This window comes from Leifsonia sp. Ger2509, assembly GCF_055231915.1.
The window spans coordinates 1,310,062-1,329,051 of the sequence record NZ_JBUYVB010000003.1; the positions used below are offsets into that span (position 1 = coordinate 1,310,062).

Here is an 18,990-nt window from a genome sequence, read left to right on the forward strand (position 1 = left end):
AAGTTTCACACTTCTCTCTGGGGCGGTCGGCCAGGGCTCAGCCCTTGACCGCTCCGGTGAGCCCACCGACGATGCGGCGCTCGAACAGGCTGAAGAACACCAGGGCCGGGATCATCGACAACGACGTGAAGGCGAGCACCTGGGCGGTGTCCGTCGAGTACTGCGATGAGAACGCCTGCACGCCCAGGGGCAGCGTGTAGGTCGACTCGTCGTTCAGGATGAACAACGGCAGCAGGTAGCTGTTCCAGCTGCCGATGAAGGCAAGGATGCCGACGGTGATCACGCCGGGCAGCGACAGGCGCAGCACCATGCGCCAGAAGAACCCGAGCCGGCTGCAACCGTCGATGAAGGCCGCCTCCTGGAGCTCGTCCGGGATGGCCCGGAGGAAGGGCACGAGGATGATGATCGTCGTCGGGAGCGCGAAGGCGATCTGCGGGATGATGACGCCCGCGAGGGAGTTCGTCAGTCCCAGGTTGCGCACGACGATGTACAGCGGCGTGATCGCGACGGTGATCGGGAACATGAGGCCGGCGGCGAAGAGCGCGTACAGCGCACCGCGACCCCGGAACTCATAGCGCGCCAGCACGTAGCTGGCCGCGAGACCGAGCGCGACGACGCCGATCGTCGTCGAGAGAGCGGCGATGAGCGAGTTGCCGACCTGGGGCCAGAAGATCCCTCCGGTGAGGACGCCGATGTAGTTCTGGAAGTTCCACGGGTTCGGGAACCCGGCCGGGTCGACCGTGATCTGCGAGTTCGTGCGGAAGCCGCCGATGATGATGTACACGATCGGTACGAGCATCAGTGCGATGACGACGAGCGCCACGAAATACACAGCGGGGGAACCCCACGGCAGGGCCTTGCGCTCCTTCCGGCGTGCGGCGCGGACAGAGGCGATGGCGCTCATTTCGCGGTCCTTTCGGTCAGGGCGCCCGCCGTGTCGCGGCGGAGGACGAAGCGCTGGTAGAACAACGCGATGATCAGGGAGATGAGGAAGATCACGACGGCGACGGCGTTGCCGTAACCGAAGTTGCCTGCGTCACGGCCGTTCGAGACCATGTAGGTCGCCATGGTCGACGTTCCGGCTGTGGACGCTACGTACTGACCCCAGATGATGTAGACGAGGTCGAACAGCTGGAGGGCGCCGATGATCGAGAGGAACGCCCAGATCCGCAGCGTGGGCGCGAGCAGGGGAAGAGTGATCCTCCGCTGGATCTGCCAGTACGACGCGCCGTCGAGTGCCGCAGCTTCATAGAGCTCCTCGGGAACACCCTGCAGACCGGCGAGGAACAGGATCACCGCGAAGCCGATGTACTTCCAGGTGAGGATGCCCATCAGCGTCCAGATCGCGATGTTGGGATCGGCGAGCCAGTCATGCGCCCACGAGCCGAGTCCGATCGCTTCCAGGAAGCCGTTGAAGGCCCCGTTGGTCGAGAGCATCAGGCTCAGGCCTGTTCCGACAACGACCTCGGAGATGACATAGGGCACGAAGATCAGCACGCGGATGAGCGACTGTCCGCGCATCTTGCGGTTGAGCAGGAGCGCGAGGAGGATCGCGACCGGTCCCTGGAGGACCAGGGACATGACCAGGATGAAGAGGTTGTGACCCAGCGCCTCCTGGAACGCATGATCTGTGACGATGACGATGTAGTTCTGCAGACCGACGAAGTCAGTCGGCGGGCCGTAGCCGTTCCACCGGAAGAATCCGTAGTACGCGGCCATGACGACCGGGAAGATGACGAAGCCGACGAAGACGATGACCGCCGGCCCCGCCAGGATGGCGATCTCCATGCGCCCCGCCCAGCCGAAGCCGCGGCGGCGACGCCGCGGCTTCGGCGGGAGCGACGCTGTCGCGCCGCCCCCGCCTCGCTGCGCGAGATCGGCCTTCGACACGACACCGGTCGAGGTGTTCTCGCGGGTGTTGCTCACTGGGTGTTCCTCTTAGCCCTTCTTGGCTGCGTCGTTGGCGGCCTGGATGAGACCCTTGGGGTCACTCTTGCCCGCCAGCATGTCGACGACAGCGACGTTGAGCGCGTTTCCGATGTTCTGGCCGAGGACGGTGTCGAGCCACTGGGAGACGAACGGCGCCTTGTTGTAGGCGGCCAGAACATCCTTCAGGTAGGGCTCCGTGACGGCCTTCTGTGCCTCGGTGTTGACGGGCGGAGAGTTGTACGCCTTGTAGTAGGCGGTCTGCTGCTCCGTGGTCGCGATGTAGTTCAGGAAGTCGGCGCACTCCTTCGGTGCCTTGGCGGAGCAGGAGTACCCGTCGACGCCACCCATGATCGAGCCGGGTTCGCCGTTACCGCCGGAGAGTTCGGGGAACGGGTAGAAACCGAGGTCGGGAAGCGGCTTCTGGTCGGGGGTGAGCGATGCGATCACTCCCGGGTCCCAGGCGCCCATGAGCTCCATCGCGGCCTTGTGGTTCGCGACGAGGCCGGCCGAGCTGCCCGCGCCCTGCTGGGCGGAGGTGGTGAGGAACCCGTTGTTGAACGGCTTCTCGGCGGCGAACTTCTGCAGGTCGGTAGCGGCCTTCAGCCAGCACGGGTCGGAGAAGTCCTTCGAGTCCGCGGTCTTCTGCATGGTGTCACCCGAGCACTCGCGCAGCGAGAACCAGTAGAACCAGTGAGCGGCGGGCCAGGCGTCCTTCGCGCCGAGCGCAATCGGGTCGACACCGGATGCCTTCAGCTTCGTGACGTCGGCGGACAGGTCGTCGATCGTCGCGGGCGCCGAGGTGATGCCGGCCTTGTTGAACAGGTCCTTGCTGTAGAACAGACCGCCGGGGAGCACGGACAGGGGCATCGCCCAGATCTTGCCCTGGTAGGTCTCCGCCTTGAACGACCCGGAGGAGATGTTGGCCTTCGTGTCGGAGGAGAGTTTGTTGGTGATGTCCATCAGCTGGCCGGCCTGCACCATGGCCGCCATCTTGCCGCCACCACGCTGCAGGAAGATGTCGGGCGCGTTGCCGGAGTTCAGTGCGGTCTGGAGCTTGCCGTCCAGGGCTTCGTTCTGGACCGTCTGGACCTTGATGGTGACGTTCGGGTTCTTCGTGTGGAAGGAGGCCGCGGCATCCTTCCAGAACTGCTGGCCGGGGCCAGTCGTCGAGTTCTGCCACAGGGTCATGGTGACCTTGCCGTTGCTGGAGTTGCTGCTGGGTGCGCTACAGGCACTCAGTGCCATCATGCCCGCAACCAGGACAGCCGCCCCCGCAAGGAGCTTCTTGGCTTTCATGTGATTCCAACCTGTTCTCTTCGTTGAGCAGGACCTCGGTGTTGTCCGAGGTGCCCGGTGAACTGGGTCTGCGTTACGCCGGCTCGTGCGACTGCCTCGTAGCACTGCAGCCGACCGCGTTCCCATGGGGGTCTCCGGACTCAGGCCCGGATGAGGCATCAGTGTTACAAACCCACCTGAGTGTGTCAAACGTTTTCGAAAATGATTTCCATTGAGGTATCGTCAGTACCCATGGGACGACGACCGACGATTCATGACGTGGCCGCAGCGGCCGGCGTCTCCGTCTCCACCGTGTCGAAAGCGGTCAACGGGCGCTACGGCATCGCCGTCGACACCGTCGAGCGCGTGCTCGAGGCCGTCGAGAGGCTCGGTTACGAATCCAGCCTCGTCGCCAGCAGTATGCGCTCCCGTCGCACGGGCGTGATCGGAGTGCTGGTCGCCGACTTCGAACCGTTCAGTGCCGAGATCCTGAAGGGTGTCGGCACGGCGCTCCACGATTCGCGCTACGACCTGCTCGCCTACAGCGGGTCGCGCCAGGCTTCGAGCGAGGGATGGGAACGCCGCTCCCTCAGCAGGCTGAGCGGCACCCTGATCGACGGCGTCATCATGGTCACGCCGACCGTCGTCAACGTCTCGGCGGATGTGCCCATCGTCGCCGTCGATCCGCACACCGGTCACGCAGACCTCCCGACCGTCGAGTCCGACAGCTTCACCGGCGCCCGTCACGCAACGAGCTACCTGGTGGAGCTCGGGCACAAGCGCATCGGCTTCGTCGCCGGTCGTCCCGACCTGCGCTCGTCCATCCTCCGCGACGCCGGCTACCGGCGGGCCCTCGCCGAGGCAGGGCTGCCGTTCGACGCGTCCCTGGTCGGTGTCGGCCGCTACCAGCAGGACACCGGACGGGAAGCCGCGACGAGGCTCCTGTCGCGGGCGGACCGGCCCACAGCGATCTTCGCCGCGAACGACCTCTCGGCGATCGCCGTGATCAAGGCGGCGACGGAATTGGGCCTCGACGTTCCGGGAGACGTCTCCGTCATCGGGTTCGACGACGTGCCGGAAGCATCCACGCACTTCCTCCCGCTCACGACGGTGGCCCAGCCCATGCAGCAACTCGGCGCGACGGCGGCAGAACTGCTGGTCGCGCTGATGAAGGGCGAGTCGCCATCGCCGACCCATATCCGCCTTCCCACCCGGCTCGTCGTGCGTGCGACGACCGCGCCGCCGCGATAATCTCCAGCGGGATTGCGTTTCCCCGCCACTGCCTATATGTTTATTCTCGCAACAAATCACCAATGATGCTGAAGGAAGCACACTCATGAGCACGACGACTCCCACCCGCGACGACAAATTCTCCTTCGGTCTGTGGACCATCGGCTACAACGGCACCGACCCGTTCGGCGGCCCCACCCGTCCCCAGCTCGACGTCGTCGAGGCAGTGACCCGGCTCAGCGAGCTCGGCGCCTACGGCCTCACGTTCCACGACGACGACCTCTTCGCGTTCGGCTCGACCGACGCCGAGCGCCAGAAGCAGATCGACCGGCTGAAGCAGGCCCTCAGCGACACCGGCCTCATCATCCCGATGGTCACCACCAACCTGTTCAGCGCCCCGGTCTTCAAGGACGGCGGATTCACCTCCAACGACCGCGAGGTGCGTCGCTTCGCGCTCCGCAAGGTGCTGCGCAACCTCGATCTCGCTGCCGAGCTCGGCGCGAAGACGTTCGTGATGTGGGGCGGTCGCGAGGGTGCGGAGTACGACGCGGCCAAGGACATCCGCGCGGCCCTCGAGCGCTACCGCGAAGCCGTCAACCTGCTCGGCCAGTACGTGACCGACAAGGGCTACGACATCCGCTTCGCCATCGAGCCGAAGCCGAACGAGCCCCGCGGCGACATCCTCCTCCCGACCGTCGGCCACGCCCTCGCCTTCATCGAGACCCTCGAGCGTCCCGAGCTGGTCGGCGTGAACCCCGAGGTCGGCCACGAGCAGATGGCCGGCCTGAACTTCGCCGCCGGCATCGCCCAGGCGCTCTACCAGGGCAAGCTGTTCCACATCGACCTCAACGGCCAGCGCGGCATCAAGTACGACCAGGACCTCGTCTTCGGTCACGGCGACCTGCAGAACGCGTTCGCGCTCGTCGACCTGCTCGAGAACGGCGGCCCGGCGGGCGGGCGGTCCTATGAGGGTCCGCGTCACTTCGACTACAAGCCCTCCCGCACCGAAGACATCACCGGTGTCTGGGACTCGGCCGCAGCGAACATGCGCACCTACCTCCTGTTGAAGGAGCGTACCCAGGCGTTCCGCGCCGACCCCGAGGTGCAGGAAGCGCTCGAGGCATCGCGGGTGCCGCAGCTCTCCGTGCCGACCCTCGGCGCAGGCGAGTCGTACGACGACCTGCTTGCAGACCGCGCATCCTACGAGGACTTCGACTCCTCTGCCTACTTCGGCGGCAAGGGCTTCGGCTTCGTGCGCCTGCAGCAGCTGGCGCTCGAGCACCTGATCGGCGCCCGCTCCTAGTCCGCCCAACTGATCGCCGAACGGTGAGTCCTGTGTCCATGCGTCCCGCGTGTCGCGTGCAGGACTCACCGTTCGTCGTCGTAACAGAGGAATACACATGACGCTCGTCGCCGGAGTCGACTCATCCACCCAGAGCTGCAAGGTCGTCGTGCGCGACCTCGAGACGGGAGCGCACGTGCGGTCGGGCCGCGCGAGCCACCCCGACGGCACCGAGGTCCACCCGTCCTTCTGGTGGGATGCGCTCCAGGCCGCGATCGACGACGCGGGCGGTCTCGACGATGTCGCGGCGATCGCGGTGGCCGGTCAGCAGCACGGCATGGTCGTCCTCGACGAAGCCGGCCAGGTCATCCGCCCTGCCCTGCTCTGGAACGACACCCGCAGCGCGCAGGCAGCACTCGACCTGATCGCCGAGGTCGGGGCCGGCGAGTACTCGCGCCGCACGGGGCTGGTGCCCGTCGCATCCTTCACCGCCACCAAGCTGCGCTGGCTCCGCGACGCCGAGCCGGAGAACGCCGCGAGGGTCGCGGCGGTCGCACTCCCCCACGACTGGCTCACCTGGCGGCTCCGGGGCTATGGCCCGGCCGACGAGAGCCCGCTCGGCCCGGTGCTCGACGAACTGGTCACCGACCGGTCCGATGCGAGCGGAACCGCATACTGGAGCGCCACCACCGGCGCGTACGACCTCGACCTGTTCGAAAGGGCACTGGGCCGCCCCGGCCGCGAAGCCGGTACCACCGGCGCGCCCGGAGCCGTGGTGCTCCCGCGGGTGCTCGGACCGGCCGAGACGGCAGGCACCACCCCGTCCGGCGTGGTGATCGGGCCGGGGGCAGGCGACAACGCGGGCGCGGCGCTCGGGCTGGGCGCCGGGGCGGGGGACGTCGTCGTGTCGCTGGGAACCAGCGGGACCGTGTTCGCCGTCACCGAGCATCCCACCGCCGACGTCACAGGCGCGGTCGCCGGTTTCGCCGACGCCAGCGGGCTCTCGCTGCCCCTCGTCGCCACGCTCAATGCGGCCCGCGTCCTCGATGCCGTCGCGCGCGTGCTCGACGTGGATCACGGCGGCCTCGCCGACCTGGCGCTGACCGCCGAAGCCGGGTCCGGCGGCGTGGTGCTGGTCCCCTACTTCGAAGGCGAGCGCACGCCCAACCTCCCCGACGCCAAGGCGAGCCTCCATGGACTGACCCTCGCGTCGAGCACGCGCCCGAACTTCGCGCGCGCGGCCGTCGAAGGGATGCTGTGCGGACTCGCCGCCGGACTCGATGCGGTGCGGGCGGTCGGTGTGCGCGAGACGCGCATCCTCATCATCGGCGGTGCGGCGCAGAACCCGGCCGTGGTCGCGATTGCGGCCCAGGTGTTCGACGCGCCCGTCGTGATCCCCGAGCCGGGCGAATACGTGGCGGACGGCGCGGCCGTGCAGGCGGCGTGGGTGTTGACGGGAAGGCGGCCCGAGTGGCCGCTCGCGATCGTCGCGGAGCCCACACCCGACCATCGCCCGGTCGTGCGTGCGCAGTACGCGCAGTATGCGGCGCTGAGCGCGTAGGGCGTCTGCGCCGGGGCGTCCGAGCTACCGCGACGCGTCGGCCACCAGGGCGCCGGAACCCGGGGCCACGACCCGACGCGCGACGACCCGGCCGCCGAGCACCAGCGCCACCAGGCAGATCACCCCGGTCACGACGAACGCGCCCGCGAACGGCCACGCACCGCCGGCCGGCCCGAGCGCTGCGAACGCGATGGCAGTCGCAGCGAGCGCCACAGCGGACCCGATCGAGTCCGCGATCGAGAGCGCCGAGCTGTTGAAACCCTGGTCCGCGGTCGTCGAGTACTCGAGCGTCATCACCGTCAGCCTCGGGTACATCAGGCCCATGCCGGCTCCCGCGAACGCCCATCCGATCATCTGGACGACGGGGTCCAGCCCGAACAGCGCGGTGGACAGGGTCACGCCGATCGCGACCGCCATGAGCGCGATGCCGATCCGGATGCTGGCGAGATGGCTGATCCCGGGAAACCGGCCCTGCACCCACGAGGCCGCCGACCAGGTGATCCCGGCGGCGGTCAGCGCGAGGCCCGCGACCGCCGGCGAGAGCCCGAAACGGCTGGTCAGCAGGTAGGGGATGTACACCTCGGTTCCGAAGAACGTCGCGGCGACGAAACCACGCAGCAGGATCACGCTCGGAAGCCCGCGCCCCGCCGTCAGCGTGCGCGGTGGAAGGAGCGGCCGCAGCGCGAACCCCGCGACCACGACGGCGACGATCGGGATGATCCACTGCACCGGCCCGCGCGCTTCGGCCGACAGGTTGATCGCGAGGACCGCCAGCGCGACCAGGACCGCCCAGCCGATGCGCCGCGCGTTCCATGGCGGCAGGTCGGCATCCGGGCCGGGCGCGTGCAGCGTGCGCATCGCGGGCACGACCATGAGCATCGCCAGCAGCACGAGGGCGACGACTCCGAGGAACACCCAGCGCCAGCCGACGGATTCCGCGACGATCCCCGCGATGAGCGGCCCGATCAGTGACGGGATGACCCACGCAGCGGCGAAGCCGGCGAAGATCCGCGGGTGCAGGACGGGCGGATAGACGCGCGCGACGATGACGTAGAGGGCGACCGTGAGCGCGCCGCCACCGAGACCGTGGACCAGGCGGCCGGTGACGAAGACCCCCATCGTCGGCGCGAACCCCGCAATGAGGAGACCGACGACGAACAGCGCGACGGATGCGAAGAGGGCGTTGCGCGGGTTTCCGCGATCCGACCATGCCCCGGCCAGCACCATCCCCACCACGCTGACGGCGAGCGGACCGGCGAATGCGAAGGCGTAGAGCGATGCGCCGTCGAGCTCCCGGCTGATCGTCGGCATGATCGTCGTGACGGCGAGCGCTTCGAACGCGGTGAGCATGATCAGCGCGCACATCCCGATGCTGATCCAGCGGTAGGGCTGACCGAGGACGCCACCGCGCGGGATCGCGCCGAGGGTGGCAGGGTCGACAGTCATGCCCCCAAGCCTAGAACCTCAACTATGGTTGAGGTCAACAGGGTGGCGTGGAGGTGGATGCGTGGAGAAGGTCCTCACCGTCGGCGAGCTGTCGCAGCGCAGCGGTGTCACCGTCTCCGCGCTCCACTTCTACGAACGGCAGGGACTGATCGCCAGCGAGCGCACCGCAGGCAACCAGCGGCGCTACCGCCGCGACACGCTGCGACGTGTCGCGTTCATCCGCGTGTCGCAGCGGGTCGGTGTGCCTCTCGCCGACATCCGGGCCGCGCTCGCCTCCCTGCCCGATGGACGCACACCGACCAAGAAGGACTGGGAGCGCCTCTCCCGGCTGTGGCGTGGCGAGCTCGACCAGCGCATCCGCGACCTGGAGCACCTGCAGCGCGACCTGACCGACTGCATCGGCTGCGGCTGCCTCAGCCTGCGCACCTGTGCGCTGCAGAACACCGGCGACGAGCTTGCGGCAGAAGGCCCGGGCCCGCGCCGGTGGGCCGACGCCTGAGCGTCAGATGCCGCCGGCCAGCCGGTAGTACGCCGCGTTCCAGCGCACCTCTTTCTTGAAGTCGCGCAGGGTCGTCGTCTCGTCGATCACCAGCAGCTCGGTGCGCGCCATGCGTGCGAAGTCGTCGAACGCCTCCAGTCCGACCGCCGTCGACATGACGGTGTGGTGCGCTCCGCCCGCCTGCAGCCACGCCGAGGCGCTGGTGACGAAGTCGGGCCGCGGCTCCCAGACCGCTCGCCCGACCGGGAGTTTCGGCAAGGGAGCGGTCGGCTGCACGACGTCCACGACGTTGGCGACGAGCCGGAACCGGTCGCGCATGTCCGAGAGCGCGACCACGATTCCCGGGCCGGAATCGGCGGTGAACACCAGGCGCACGGGGTCGCCCTTGCCACCGATGCCGAGCGGATGCACCTCGAGGGTCGGCCGCGCGCTGGAGAGCGTCGGGCAGACCTCGAGCATGTGCGCACCGAGGATCTTCTCGGCGCCCGGAGTCAGGTCGTACGTGTAGTCCTCCATGAGGGAAGCGCCGCCCGGCAGCCCGGCGCCCATCACCTTCGCCGCGCGCACGAGCACGGCCGTCTTCCAGTCGCCTTCCGCGCCGAAGCCGTACCCGTCGGCCATGAGCCGCTGCACCGCGAGCCCGGGGAGCTGCTTCAGCCCGCCCAGGTCTTCGAAGCTCGTCGTGAAGGCGCCGAAATCCCCTGCCTCCAGGAACGACCGCAGGCCGAGCTCGATGGCCGCGCCGTCGCGCAGGGACTGGTGGCGGTCGCCGCCCCGTCGCAGCTCGGGGACGACGTCGTACAGCTCCTCGTATTCGGCGACGAGGGCGTCGAGGTCGGATGCGGTGGCCGCGTCGACCGCATCCACCAACTCGTTCACGCCCCACGTGTTCACCTGCACCCCGAAGCGCAGCTCCGCCTCTGTCTTGTCGCCTTCGGTCACGGCGACATAGCGCATGTTGTCGCCGAACCGGGCGAGCTTCAGGGAACGCGTGGCCGCCCATCCGGCCGCCGCGCGCATCCACGTGCCGACGCGACCGGTCACCCGCGGGTCGGAGACGTGCCCGACGACCGTCGTGCGGTCGACGCCGAGCCTGGTCTGGATGTACCCGAACTCGCGGTCGCCGTGCGCGGCCTGGTTCAGGTTCATGAAGTCGAAGTCGATGTCCGCCCACGGCAGTTCCACGTTCGCCTGCGTGTGCAGGTGCAGGAGCGGCTTGCGGAGCGCGTCGAGGCCAGCGATCCACATCTTGGCCGGGCTGAAGGTGTGCATCCACGCGATCAGGCCGATCACGGCGTCGTCGGCATTCGCGTCGAGTGCCGCCCGGCGGATCGCGTCGGCGTCGGTCAGCACCGGCTTCCAGACGATGCGCACGGGCACGTCGGCTGCGGCGCCGAGCGTCTCGGCGATCGTGCGGGACTGGTCGGCGACCTGCCGCAGCGTCTCCTCGCCGTAGAGGTGCTGGCTGCCGGTGAGGAACCACACTTCGTAGTGGTCGAGGGTGGTGGCGGGCTTGGGCATGGTTTCTCCTTGGTGTTCAGTTCGCGCTCAGCCGGGGCTGGGCCTCAGCGGCCGTAGACGTTCTGGTAGCGGTCGAAGAGCGCGTCGATCGCGTCCTGCGGAAGTGGGATGAGCGGGCCGCCCTGGCGTGCGATGTGCACGGTGCGCGCCACATCCTCGAGCATCACCGCGGCCTTCACCGCGTCGCGGGCGTCGCGGCCGATCGTGAATGGACCGTGGTTCTGCATCAGCACGGCGCGGGAACGGTGGCCGGTCAGGGTGGCGACGATACCGCGGCCGATCGAATCGTCGCCGATGATCGCGAAGGGGCCGACGGGGATGTCGCCGCCGAACTCGTCCGCCATCGCGGTGATCACGCACGGGATGGACTCGCCCCGCGCCGCCCACGCGGTCGCGTACGTGGAATGCGTGTGCACCACACCGCCGACCTCCGCCATGTTGCGGTAGACGTAGGCGTGCGCGGCGGTGTCGCTCGACGGGCTGCGGTCGCTGCCGGGCGTGCCGGCGATGACGGTTCCGTCGAGATCGCAGAGGATCATAGTGTGCGGGGCGAGGTCGCCGTAGTCGACGCCGCTCGGCTTGATGACGAACAGGTCGGCACCCGGGACGCGGCCGGACACGTTGCCGCCGGTCCAGACGACCAGGCCGTTCGAGACGAGCTGGGCATGCAGGGCGGAGACATCGGCGCGGGTGCGTTCGATGGCCAGCTCGACCTCCGGGGTGAACGTCGGGGCGGAGGCGCTGGACGCGGCGGCGCGTTCCTGGGTGGGGTCCGGGGAGGTCACAGGGCGGCTCCTTCGACGGCGGGTGTCTCGGTGTCGGGTGTCTCGGTGTCGGCGGTCTCCGTGTCGGCGGCGGACGCGAGGGCATCGCGCCGGAGTGCGCGGAGGCGGTGCATCACATCGTTGGCGCCACGCCCGAAGTAGTCATGCAGCTCGCGGTACTCGGCGTACAGGCGGTCGTAGGCTGCTGCGGACTCCTCGTTCGGCGTGTAGACGGCCCGGTTGAGCTTGCCCATCGCCGACCCGGCCGCCCGCACATCCGGATAGGCGCCCGCCGCGACGGCCGCGTGGATCGCCGACCCGAGCGCCGGACCCTGCTCACTGGCGATCGTCGAGATCGGCAGGCGCAGCACGTCCGAGTAGACCTGCATCAGGAACGCGTTCTTGAGGAGCCCGCCGGCGACGATGAACTCCGTCACCGGAACGCCGCTCGCGGCGAAGGTCTCGACGATCGTGCGCGTGCCGAAAGCGGTGGCTTCCAGCAACGCACGGTACACCTCTTCCGGTCGCGTGGACAGCGTGGTGCCGAGGACGACACCCGAGAGCTCGTGGTCGACCAGAACCGAGCGGTTGCCAGACTGCCAGTCGAGCGCGACGAGGCCGTGGCCGCCGACCGGCTGGTCTTGGATCAAGCTCGTCAGGTATTGGTGGATGCTCACACCGGCCTCGCGCGCCGCCCGTGAGTGCGACTCGGGGACCTGGTTCTCCACGTACCACGCGAAGATGTCGCCGACACCGGACTGGCCGGCCTCGTAACCGTAGAGTCCGGAGACGATGCCGCCGTCGACCACGCCGCACATCCCGGGAACCTCGGTCAGGATGTCGCCGTTCATCACGTGGCAGGTCGACGTTCCCATGATCGCGACCATCTGGCCGGGCTCCACTGCCTGGGCCGCGGGGGCGGTGACGTGCGCATCCACGTTGCCGACGGCGACCGCGATGCCCTCGCGGAGACCGGTCCACGCCGCGGCCTGCGCGGACAGGGTGCCCGCCGCATCGCCGAGCTGCCCGATCTCGTGGGCGACCTTGTCATCGGCGAACCCCGCGAACGCCGGGTTAAGGGCGGCGAGGAAGTCGCGGCTCGGGTACTGGCCGTCCTGGAGGATGCCCTTGTAACCGGCGGTGCACGCGTTGCGGATGTACCGGCCGGTCAGCTGCCAGACGATCCAGTCGGCGGCCTCGACCCAGTGGTCCATGCGGTCGTAGATCTCGGGGTCCTCTTCGAGCAGCTGCAGGCCCTTGGCGAACTCCCATTCGCTGGAGATGAGGCCGCCGTAGCGCGGGAGCCACGACTCCCCGCGTTCGGCCGCGAGCGTGTTGATGCGGTCGGCCTGCGGCTGTGCGGCGTGGTGCTTCCAGAGCTTCACGTAGGCGTGCGGGCGTCCGGTGAACTCAGCGAGCTCGCTGAGCGGAGTGCCGTCGGAGGTGACCGGGAGGACGGTGCAGGCCGTGAAGTCGGTGCCGATACCGATGACGTGCGCGGGATCGATGCCGGCGTTGGCGACGGCTGCAGGGACGGCGGTGCGGAGCACCTCGACATAGTCCGCAGGCACCTGCAGCGCCCAGTCGGGCGGGAGGGTCGCGCCGGTGGAGGCGAGGGTCGCATCCATGACCGCGTGCGGGTAGTCGAGCACGGCCGAGCCGAGTTCGGCTCCGTCGGAGACACGGACGACGACGGCCCGGCCCGAGAGCGTGCCGTAGTCGACGCCGATGACGTAGCGGTCGTCGGATGCGCCCGCCGGCTCAGTGTTGGTCACGTTGACTCCTTTGTCGCGCACCCTGCCGGTCGCGTCGGCTTGCTGGGCCGTTCAGTTAATGTGAACGGTAACATTGGCCTCCATGGTACACGCGTGATGTCCCCCTCGGCAATTCCCTCGCTGCGGCGCGAGCATCCGCTCAATAGTTGCGGGCATCCGCTCATTAATTCAGGAACCGGCGTGACGGATGATTTCGAAACAGGCTGCGGATGCTCGATCGGATGCGCTTTCGTCACTCCGGTCACACATGTTCCTGAATTGCTGACGCGCGGCATCCACTATGAACGTGCGGGATCGGGGCGCGAAGTGGACGCCCGCACGATCAGCTGAGGTTGCACGAACTCGCCGACCGGCGAGCTGACGCCGTCGATGTCCGCGAGAAGCAGCGCTATGCAGCGGCGCCCCAGCTCCGCGAAATCCTGGCGAACGGTGGTCAGCGGCGGCCAGAAGTGCGCGGCCTCGGGGATGTCGTCGAACCCGACGACGCTGATATCGGCGGGGACATCGAGACCGGCGTCGCGGATGGCGTGCAGCAAACCGAGCGCCATCTGGTCGTTCGACGAGAACACGGCCGTCACGCGGGGATCCGCGAGCAGCGCGCGACCGGCTTCGTAGCCGAAGTCCGCCGTCCAGTCACCGAGGATCGGCTCGGTGCGCTCAAGGCGGGCCGACTCGAGCTCGTCGGTGAAGCCTTTCAGCCTGGCTCGCGCTTCGAGCCAGTCCTGGGGGCCGGCCACGTGCACGATGTGCCGGTGGCCGAGGTCGATGAGGTGGCGGGTCGCCGCCCGCGCCCCCGCGATCTGGTCGACCGAGAGCTCATGGCCTTCGAGGACGCCGGCGGTCTGCATCGTGACGTACGGCACGCCGATCGACACGGCGGAGATCGCTTCGAGCACGGGCGCCTGCGGTGCGACAACCACGATGCCCTCGACCGCTTGCGCCATCAGGTGGTCGATCGCGGCGACGATGTCCTCATGGTCGAGGCTGCCGAGGTGCGCGACGGTGACGTAGTAGCCGGCGTCACGGGCCGCATCCTCGATCGCGCTGATGCTGCTCGCGGGGCCGTAGAGCGACGCGGCCGACGCGGCGAGCACGCCGATCGTGTTGGATTTGCTGGTCACCAGTGCACGGGCGGCCCGGTTGGGCCGGTACTGCAACTCGTCCATGACGGCGAGCACCCGCTGCTTGGTCGAATCCCGGATGCTCGGGTGATGGTTGATCACGCGCGACACGGTCTGGTGGGAGACCCCGGCGATGCGCGCGACGTCACGCATGCTCGGCGCGCGGCCCTTGGGCGTCTCTTCGGTCACGCGGGAAATCCGATCGATCGGCGTTCGCACCAGCGCGCGGCGGCTGGACGCGTTCCATTATGCACGGCGACGGGTCGCACTCGACCACAGGAAAAAGCATCCCAAGCACCGGGATTGCGATGCTTTTCCCTGTGCTCGGCGGGCTGGTGAGCGCATGGACGAGCGGCGAGCGGGCGCGCGGGGCGAGCGCGCGCGAGGAGCAAGCGCGAATGCGCGCGCGGACGGAAGCGCACGTACGAGACCGCGTGAGGGACGCTCGCGCTACGGGCGCTCGACCGACAGCTCGCCGGCCGCACGGTCGGCGGCTTCGCAGGACTCTGCCGACGGCTCGGCCCGAGCTGTGGCGGCCGACGAGTGCGCCGACGGACCGAGTGCGCCCGTCGCAGTCGACGTGACGCGGGCGCGGGCACGCTCGCGGGCGCGGGCACGGCGGCGCATGATCACCCCCACCTGGACGGCGACGAGGGCGATGGCGAACGGCCAGACGAGGTTGGGACCGGCCAGCACGAGGAGTCCGGCGGCGAACAGGGATGAGGCCACCGCCATCCACCACCCGACCGACCAGCGGGGAAGCAGCACGATCGCGGAGGCCACGCCGACGCCGTAAACCGAGGCCGCGATGCTGGTATGCACGAGGATGACCGGCTGCAGTTCGCCGATGGACATCACGAAGACGGAGTACACGGCCATGATGACGGTGGACAGCAGCAGCCCGCGCCTGGCCACTCCCCCGTTCTCCACTCCGCGGCCGAACCAGCGGGGCAGGTCGCCGTCGCGCCCCATGGCCGCGCCGAGCTTGCTGAACGCCGCGAGGTACGCGTTGAACACGCCGGTGACGACGATCGCAGCGATCGCCGCGACCACGATTCCGCCCCCTCGACCGCTCGAGACCAGGACGAGGTCGAGCAGGGGCACGGCACTCGTTGCGGCCTTGGCGCCCAGCACGGCAACCGTCGTGGTCTGGATCGCCAGGTAGGCGACGGACACGATGACGAGCGCCAGAGCGGTCGCCCTCGGGATGTCGCGGTTCGGGTTGCGGAACTCGCCGCCGATGCCCGCGACCGCCTCCCACCCGGCGAAAGCCCAGATGTAGAGGCTCATTGCGGCGCCGACCCCCGAAATGCCGTGCGGCAGGAACGGTGTGAGGTTAGCGGCGTCAGCGTGTGGAAGAGCGGATGCGAGCACGAAGACGAGCACCGCGACCAGCGCCGCGGAGAGAACGAGCTGGAGCCAGCCGGCGAAGCGAACGCCGAAGGCAGTCACGACCACCGGGATCGCGATCAGTGCGATGGCAATCACGATGGTCGTCGTACGCGTGCCCCCGATGACGGCGACGACGTATTGCGCGGTCATGAGGGCCGCGATGGGTGCACCGATCGGCGTGCCGAAGAAGAACCAGTAGCTGATCACGCGGGCCGCTGTCGGACCGAACGCGCGACGGGCGAACGTGGCGACACCGCCCGCATCCGGATAGCGCCGTGCCAACGCTGCGAAGGTCGCCGCGAGCGGGATCGAGATCACCGCGAGCGCTGCGACGGCGAGGATGGCGCCGGGGCCCGCAGCCGCGGCCGCCAGTGCCGGTAGCACGAGGATGCCCGTGCCGAGCACCGCTGCGACATACAGCGCCGTGCCGCCGGCGAGCCCGAGATGGCCGTGGGGTGGGCTGGCCGGGACTGCCTGGGACGCAGCAGACGTCGGTGGCCTGCGATCCGTCATGTCTCCATGATGGTGCGGGCCACCGACATCGCCGAGAAGCCGCCGGGCATCCGTGAGCCCACGCCGCCCGGGGGAAGTCGCATCGACCGGCGCCTCCGCACGCTCAGCGCGCCAGCGCGGCATCGATGTCGGCGAGCAGATCGACCACGTCCTCGATGCCGACGGACAGCCGGATGACGTTGTCCGGCACCTCGAGCGCCGTTCCGCGCACCGAAGCGTGCGTCATCTCCGATGGGTAGCCGATCAGCGACTCGACACCGCCCAGGGACTCCGCCAGCTGGAAGACGGTCGTGGACTCGGCGAACCGGCGCGCGGCCGCCGCACCGCCGGCTAGCGCGACCGAGAGCATCCCGCCGAACCCGCTCATCTGCCGAGCGGCGAGCGCGTGTCCCGGATGCGCGGGCAGGCCGGGATAGTAGACCGCCTCGATCGCGGGATGGCCGACCAGCGCCTCCGCGATCGCCTGCGCGTTCTGGGAGTGGCGGGCCATCCTCACACCCAGGGTCTTGATCCCGCGCACCGTGAGCCATGCATCCATCGGCGACGAGACGGCGCCCGCGGCGAACTGGATGAACCCGACCTGCTGGGCGAGTTCCTCGTCGTCGATCACCAGCGCGCCGCCGATCACATCGGAGTGACCGCCCAGGTATTTGGTGGTCGAGTGCGCGATCACGTCCGCGCCGAGTGCAAGGGGCTGCTGCAGCGCCGGCGACGCGAACGTGTTGTCGACGACGACGAGGGCGCCGACCGCGTGACCGAGTGCGGCGAGCGCCGCGATGTCGCTGATCTTCATGAGCGGGTTGCTCGGCGTCTCGATCCAGAGGATGCGCGTCCCCTCCGTCGCGAGCGCCGCTTCGACCGCGCCGAGATCGCTGAGGTCGACGGTGGTGTTCCGCACGCCCCACGCGCCGTGCACCCGGTTGATGAGCCGGTGCGTCCCGCCGTAGACGTCGTTGCCCAGCACCACGTGGTCCCCGGGTTTCAGCACGGCGCGGAGCAGAGCATCCTCGGCTGCGAGGCCGGACGAGAAGGAGAACGCGCGACGCCCGCCCTCGAGGGAGGCCAGCAGGGTCTCGAGCGACGCCCGCGTCGGGTTGCCCGAACGCCCGTACTCGTAGCCGCCGCGCAGGCCGCCCACACCGTCCTGTACGAACGTCGACGTCTGGTAGATCGGCGGGATGATCGCCCCGGTCGTCGGATCGAACTCCTGTCCGTCGTGGATGGCGCGCGTGTCGAAGCCCTGGCGGCTGTCAGCCATATCGATGAGTCCTCACATTCGTTCTGGTGGTCCGGTGTGCGCTCCCGCCCTCGCGGGTCAGGCGCTCAGGAAGTTCAGCAGGTCCTGCCTGGTCAGCACGGCGACGGGCTTGCCCTCGTCGGTGACGAGCAGGGCACTGGCGCCGCCGAGCGCCGTGCGCGCGGCCGAGACCGGCTCGTTCGCACCGATGAGACCGAGCGGCTCCCCCGTGAAGGCGCCCACATCGTCGTTCATCTGGGCCCGCCCGGTGAAGACGGCGTCGAGCAGGGCCGTCTCGTCGATCGCGCCGGCGACCTCACCGATGACCACCGGCGGCTCGGCGGTGAGCACGGGCAGTTGCGAGACCCCGTACTGGGCCATGATCTGGATCGCGTCGCGCACCGTGTCGCTCGGATGCACGTGCACGAGGTCCGGGAGGTCACGGTTCTTGGTGCCGATGATGTCGTGCACCGTCGCCTCGTGCGGAACATCGCTGAAGCCGTAGGAGCGCATCCACTTGTCGTTGAAGATCTTGCCCAGGTAGCCGCGGCCGCCGTCCGGCAGGATCACGACGACGACGTCATCCGGGCCGAGGTCGGCGGCGGCGCGCAGGGCGGCGACCACCGCCATGCCGCTCGAGCCGCCGACGAGCAGGCCCTCCTCGCGAGCGAGGCGCCGGGTCATCGCGAACGAATCGGCGTCGGAGACGGGGATGACCTCATCCACCACGCCCGGATCGTAGGCGGCGGGCCAGAAATCCTCGCCGACACCCTCGACGAGATACGGACGGCCGCTGCCGCCGGAGTACACGGAACCTTCGGGGTCCGCGCCGACGATGCGCACGCGTCCCTCGGACACCTCTTTCAGGTACCGGCCGACGCCGGTGATGGTCCCTCCGGTGCCGACACCGGCGACCATGTGCGTCACCCGGCCGTCGGTGTCCTGCCAGATCTCAGGACCCGTCGTCTCGTAGTGACTGAGCGGCCCGTTCGGGTTGGCGTACTGGTTCGGCTTGAACGCACCGGGGATCTCGGCCGCCAGCCGATCGGAGACACTGTAATAGGAATCCGGATGCTCGGGCGGCACGGATGTGGGCGTCACGACGATCTCGGCCCCGTAGGCCGTGAGCACGTTGCGCTTGTCCTCGCCCACCTTGTCCGGGAGCACGAACACGCAGCGATAACCGCGCTGCTGCGCGACGAGGGCGAGCCCGACACCGGTGTTGCCGCTCGTCGGCTCGACGATCGTTCCGCCGGGCTTCAGAAGCCCCTCGCGTTCGGCGGCGTCGATGATGCGGGTCGCGATCCTGTCCTTCGATGAGCCGCCGGGATTCAGGTACTCGACTTTGACGAGCACCGTCGCCGCGATCCCCTCAGCGACCTTGTGGAGCTTGACGAGGGGTGTGTTGCCGACCAGCTCGAGGACGGTCTCCGCATACTTCACCC

General features: G+C 68.9%; 15 protein-coding genes. 4 read left to right on the forward strand and 11 right to left on the reverse strand.

Annotated features, from left to right (window positions below; all coding sequences use genetic code 11):
* Positions 1-37: 37 nt before the first annotated feature.
* Genes ACV7NN_RS06520 through ACV7NN_RS06530 form a run of 3 tightly spaced genes read right to left on the reverse strand, consistent with a single transcriptional unit; the run spans position 38 to position 3,225 of the window.
* Complete coding sequence (locus ACV7NN_RS06520) at positions 38-904, reverse strand: carbohydrate ABC transporter permease (RefSeq protein ID WP_463348762.1); 867 nt, start codon at positions 902-904, stop codon at positions 38-40.
* Positions 901-1,926: a carbohydrate ABC transporter permease gene (locus ACV7NN_RS06525; protein ID WP_463348763.1), complete on the reverse strand. Its 1,026-nt coding sequence runs from the start codon at positions 1,924-1,926 to the stop codon at positions 901-903. The genes ACV7NN_RS06520 and ACV7NN_RS06525 overlap by 4 nt, the downstream gene beginning before the upstream one ends.
* A gap of 12 nt (positions 1,927-1,938) precedes the next feature.
* Positions 1,939-3,225, reverse strand: coding sequence for an ABC transporter substrate-binding protein (locus ACV7NN_RS06530; RefSeq protein WP_463348764.1), 1,287 nt, complete (start codon positions 3,223-3,225; stop codon positions 1,939-1,941).
* 231 nt (positions 3,226-3,456) lie between these two features.
* On the opposite strand from ACV7NN_RS06530, the gene ACV7NN_RS06535 reads away from it, so the two are divergent.
* The 3 genes from ACV7NN_RS06535 to ACV7NN_RS06545 all read left to right on the forward strand — a co-directional run bounded on the left by ACV7NN_RS06535 (position 3,457) and on the right by ACV7NN_RS06545 (position 7,277).
* The gene (locus tag ACV7NN_RS06535) at positions 3,457-4,455 is read left to right on the forward strand and encodes a LacI family DNA-binding transcriptional regulator (RefSeq protein WP_463348765.1); all 999 of its coding nucleotides are present in this window, start codon (positions 3,457-3,459) and stop codon (positions 4,453-4,455) included.
* Between the two features lie 85 nt (positions 4,456-4,540).
* The gene (xylA, locus tag ACV7NN_RS06540) at positions 4,541-5,737 is read left to right on the forward strand and encodes a xylose isomerase (RefSeq protein ID WP_463348766.1); all 1,197 of its coding nucleotides are present in this window, start codon (positions 4,541-4,543) and stop codon (positions 5,735-5,737) included.
* Positions 5,738-5,834: 97 nt separating this feature from the next.
* The gene (locus ACV7NN_RS06545; protein ID WP_463348767.1) at positions 5,835-7,277 is read left to right on the forward strand and encodes a xylulokinase; all 1,443 of its coding nucleotides are present in this window, start codon (positions 5,835-5,837) and stop codon (positions 7,275-7,277) included.
* Between the two features lie 24 nt (positions 7,278-7,301).
* Here ACV7NN_RS06545 and ACV7NN_RS06550 read toward each other — a convergent pair whose 3' ends face one another.
* Complete coding sequence (locus ACV7NN_RS06550) at positions 7,302-8,723, reverse strand: MFS transporter (protein ID WP_463348768.1); 1,422 nt, start codon at positions 8,721-8,723, stop codon at positions 7,302-7,304.
* Between ACV7NN_RS06550 and soxR the strand changes: the two genes are divergently transcribed.
* The gene (gene soxR, locus ACV7NN_RS06555; RefSeq protein WP_463348769.1) at positions 8,722-9,222 is read left to right on the forward strand and encodes a redox-sensitive transcriptional activator SoxR; all 501 of its coding nucleotides are present in this window, start codon (positions 8,722-8,724) and stop codon (positions 9,220-9,222) included. The genes ACV7NN_RS06550 and soxR overlap by 2 nt on opposite strands.
* A 3-nt stretch (positions 9,223-9,225) precedes the next feature.
* On the opposite strand, the gene araA is transcribed toward soxR, so the two are convergent.
* The 7 genes from araA to ACV7NN_RS06590 form a co-directional block, all read right to left on the reverse strand.
* A complete protein-coding gene (gene araA / locus ACV7NN_RS06560) occupies positions 9,226-10,743 on the reverse strand; it encodes an L-arabinose isomerase (protein WP_463348770.1) in 1,518 nt (505 codons plus the stop codon).
* A gap of 44 nt (positions 10,744-10,787) precedes the next feature.
* Positions 10,788-11,450 (reverse strand): L-ribulose-5-phosphate 4-epimerase, encoded by a 663-nt coding sequence (locus ACV7NN_RS06565; protein WP_463351249.1) that lies wholly within the window; start codon positions 11,448-11,450, stop codon positions 10,788-10,790.
* Positions 11,451-11,524: 74 nt separating this feature from the next.
* Positions 11,525-13,282: a ribulokinase gene (gene araB / locus ACV7NN_RS06570; RefSeq protein ID WP_463348771.1), complete on the reverse strand. Its 1,758-nt coding sequence runs from the start codon at positions 13,280-13,282 to the stop codon at positions 11,525-11,527.
* A 278-nt stretch (positions 13,283-13,560) separates the two neighbouring features.
* Positions 13,561-14,556, reverse strand: a complete 996-nt coding sequence (locus tag ACV7NN_RS06575) for a LacI family DNA-binding transcriptional regulator (protein ID WP_463351250.1) — start codon at positions 14,554-14,556, stop codon at positions 13,561-13,563.
* Positions 14,557-14,853: 297 nt separating this feature from the next.
* Positions 14,854-16,308, reverse strand: coding sequence for an APC family permease (locus ACV7NN_RS06580; protein ID WP_463348772.1), 1,455 nt, complete (start codon positions 16,306-16,308; stop codon positions 14,854-14,856).
* Between the two features lie 103 nt (positions 16,309-16,411).
* The gene (locus ACV7NN_RS06585) at positions 16,412-17,566 is read right to left on the reverse strand and encodes a cystathionine gamma-synthase (RefSeq protein ID WP_463348773.1); all 1,155 of its coding nucleotides are present in this window, start codon (positions 17,564-17,566) and stop codon (positions 16,412-16,414) included.
* A 57-nt stretch (positions 17,567-17,623) separates the two neighbouring features.
* Entirely contained in the window at positions 17,624-18,988 is a 1,365-nt protein-coding gene (locus tag ACV7NN_RS06590; protein ID WP_463348774.1) for a cystathionine beta-synthase, read from the reverse strand.
* Positions 18,989-18,990: the final 2 nt, after the last annotated feature.

Bases quoted from the DNA above. Each gene is read 5' to 3' on its own strand.
- ACV7NN_RS06520 (WP_463348762.1), bottom strand. From the start codon at position 904: ATGAGCGCCATCGCCTCTGTCCGCGCCGCACGCCGGAAGGAGCGCAAG.
- ACV7NN_RS06530 (WP_463348764.1), bottom strand. From the start codon at position 3,225: ATGAAAGCCAAGAAGCTCCTTGCGGGGGCGGCTGTCCTGGTTGCGGGC.
- ACV7NN_RS06535 (WP_463348765.1), top strand. From the start codon at position 3,457: ATGGGACGACGACCGACGATTCATGACGTGGCCGCAGCGGCCGGCGTC.
- xylA (WP_463348766.1), top strand. From the start codon at position 4,541: ATGAGCACGACGACTCCCACCCGCGACGACAAATTCTCCTTCGGTCTG.
- ACV7NN_RS06545 (WP_463348767.1), top strand. From the start codon at position 5,835: ATGACGCTCGTCGCCGGAGTCGACTCATCCACCCAGAGCTGCAAGGTC.
- soxR (WP_463348769.1), top strand. From the start codon at position 8,722: ATGCCCCCAAGCCTAGAACCTCAACTATGGTTGAGGTCAACAGGGTGG.
- ACV7NN_RS06550 (WP_463348768.1), bottom strand. From the start codon at position 8,723: ATGACTGTCGACCCTGCCACCCTCGGCGCGATCCCGCGCGGTGGCGTC.
- araA (WP_463348770.1), bottom strand. From the start codon at position 10,743: ATGCCCAAGCCCGCCACCACCCTCGACCACTACGAAGTGTGGTTCCTC.
- ACV7NN_RS06575 (WP_463351250.1), bottom strand. From the start codon at position 14,556: ATGCGTGACGTCGCGCGCATCGCCGGGGTCTCCCACCAGACCGTGTCG.
- ACV7NN_RS06580 (WP_463348772.1), bottom strand. From the start codon at position 16,308: ATGACGGATCGCAGGCCACCGACGTCTGCTGCGTCCCAGGCAGTCCCG.
- ACV7NN_RS06585 (WP_463348773.1), bottom strand. From the start codon at position 17,566: ATGGCTGACAGCCGCCAGGGCTTCGACACGCGCGCCATCCACGACGGA.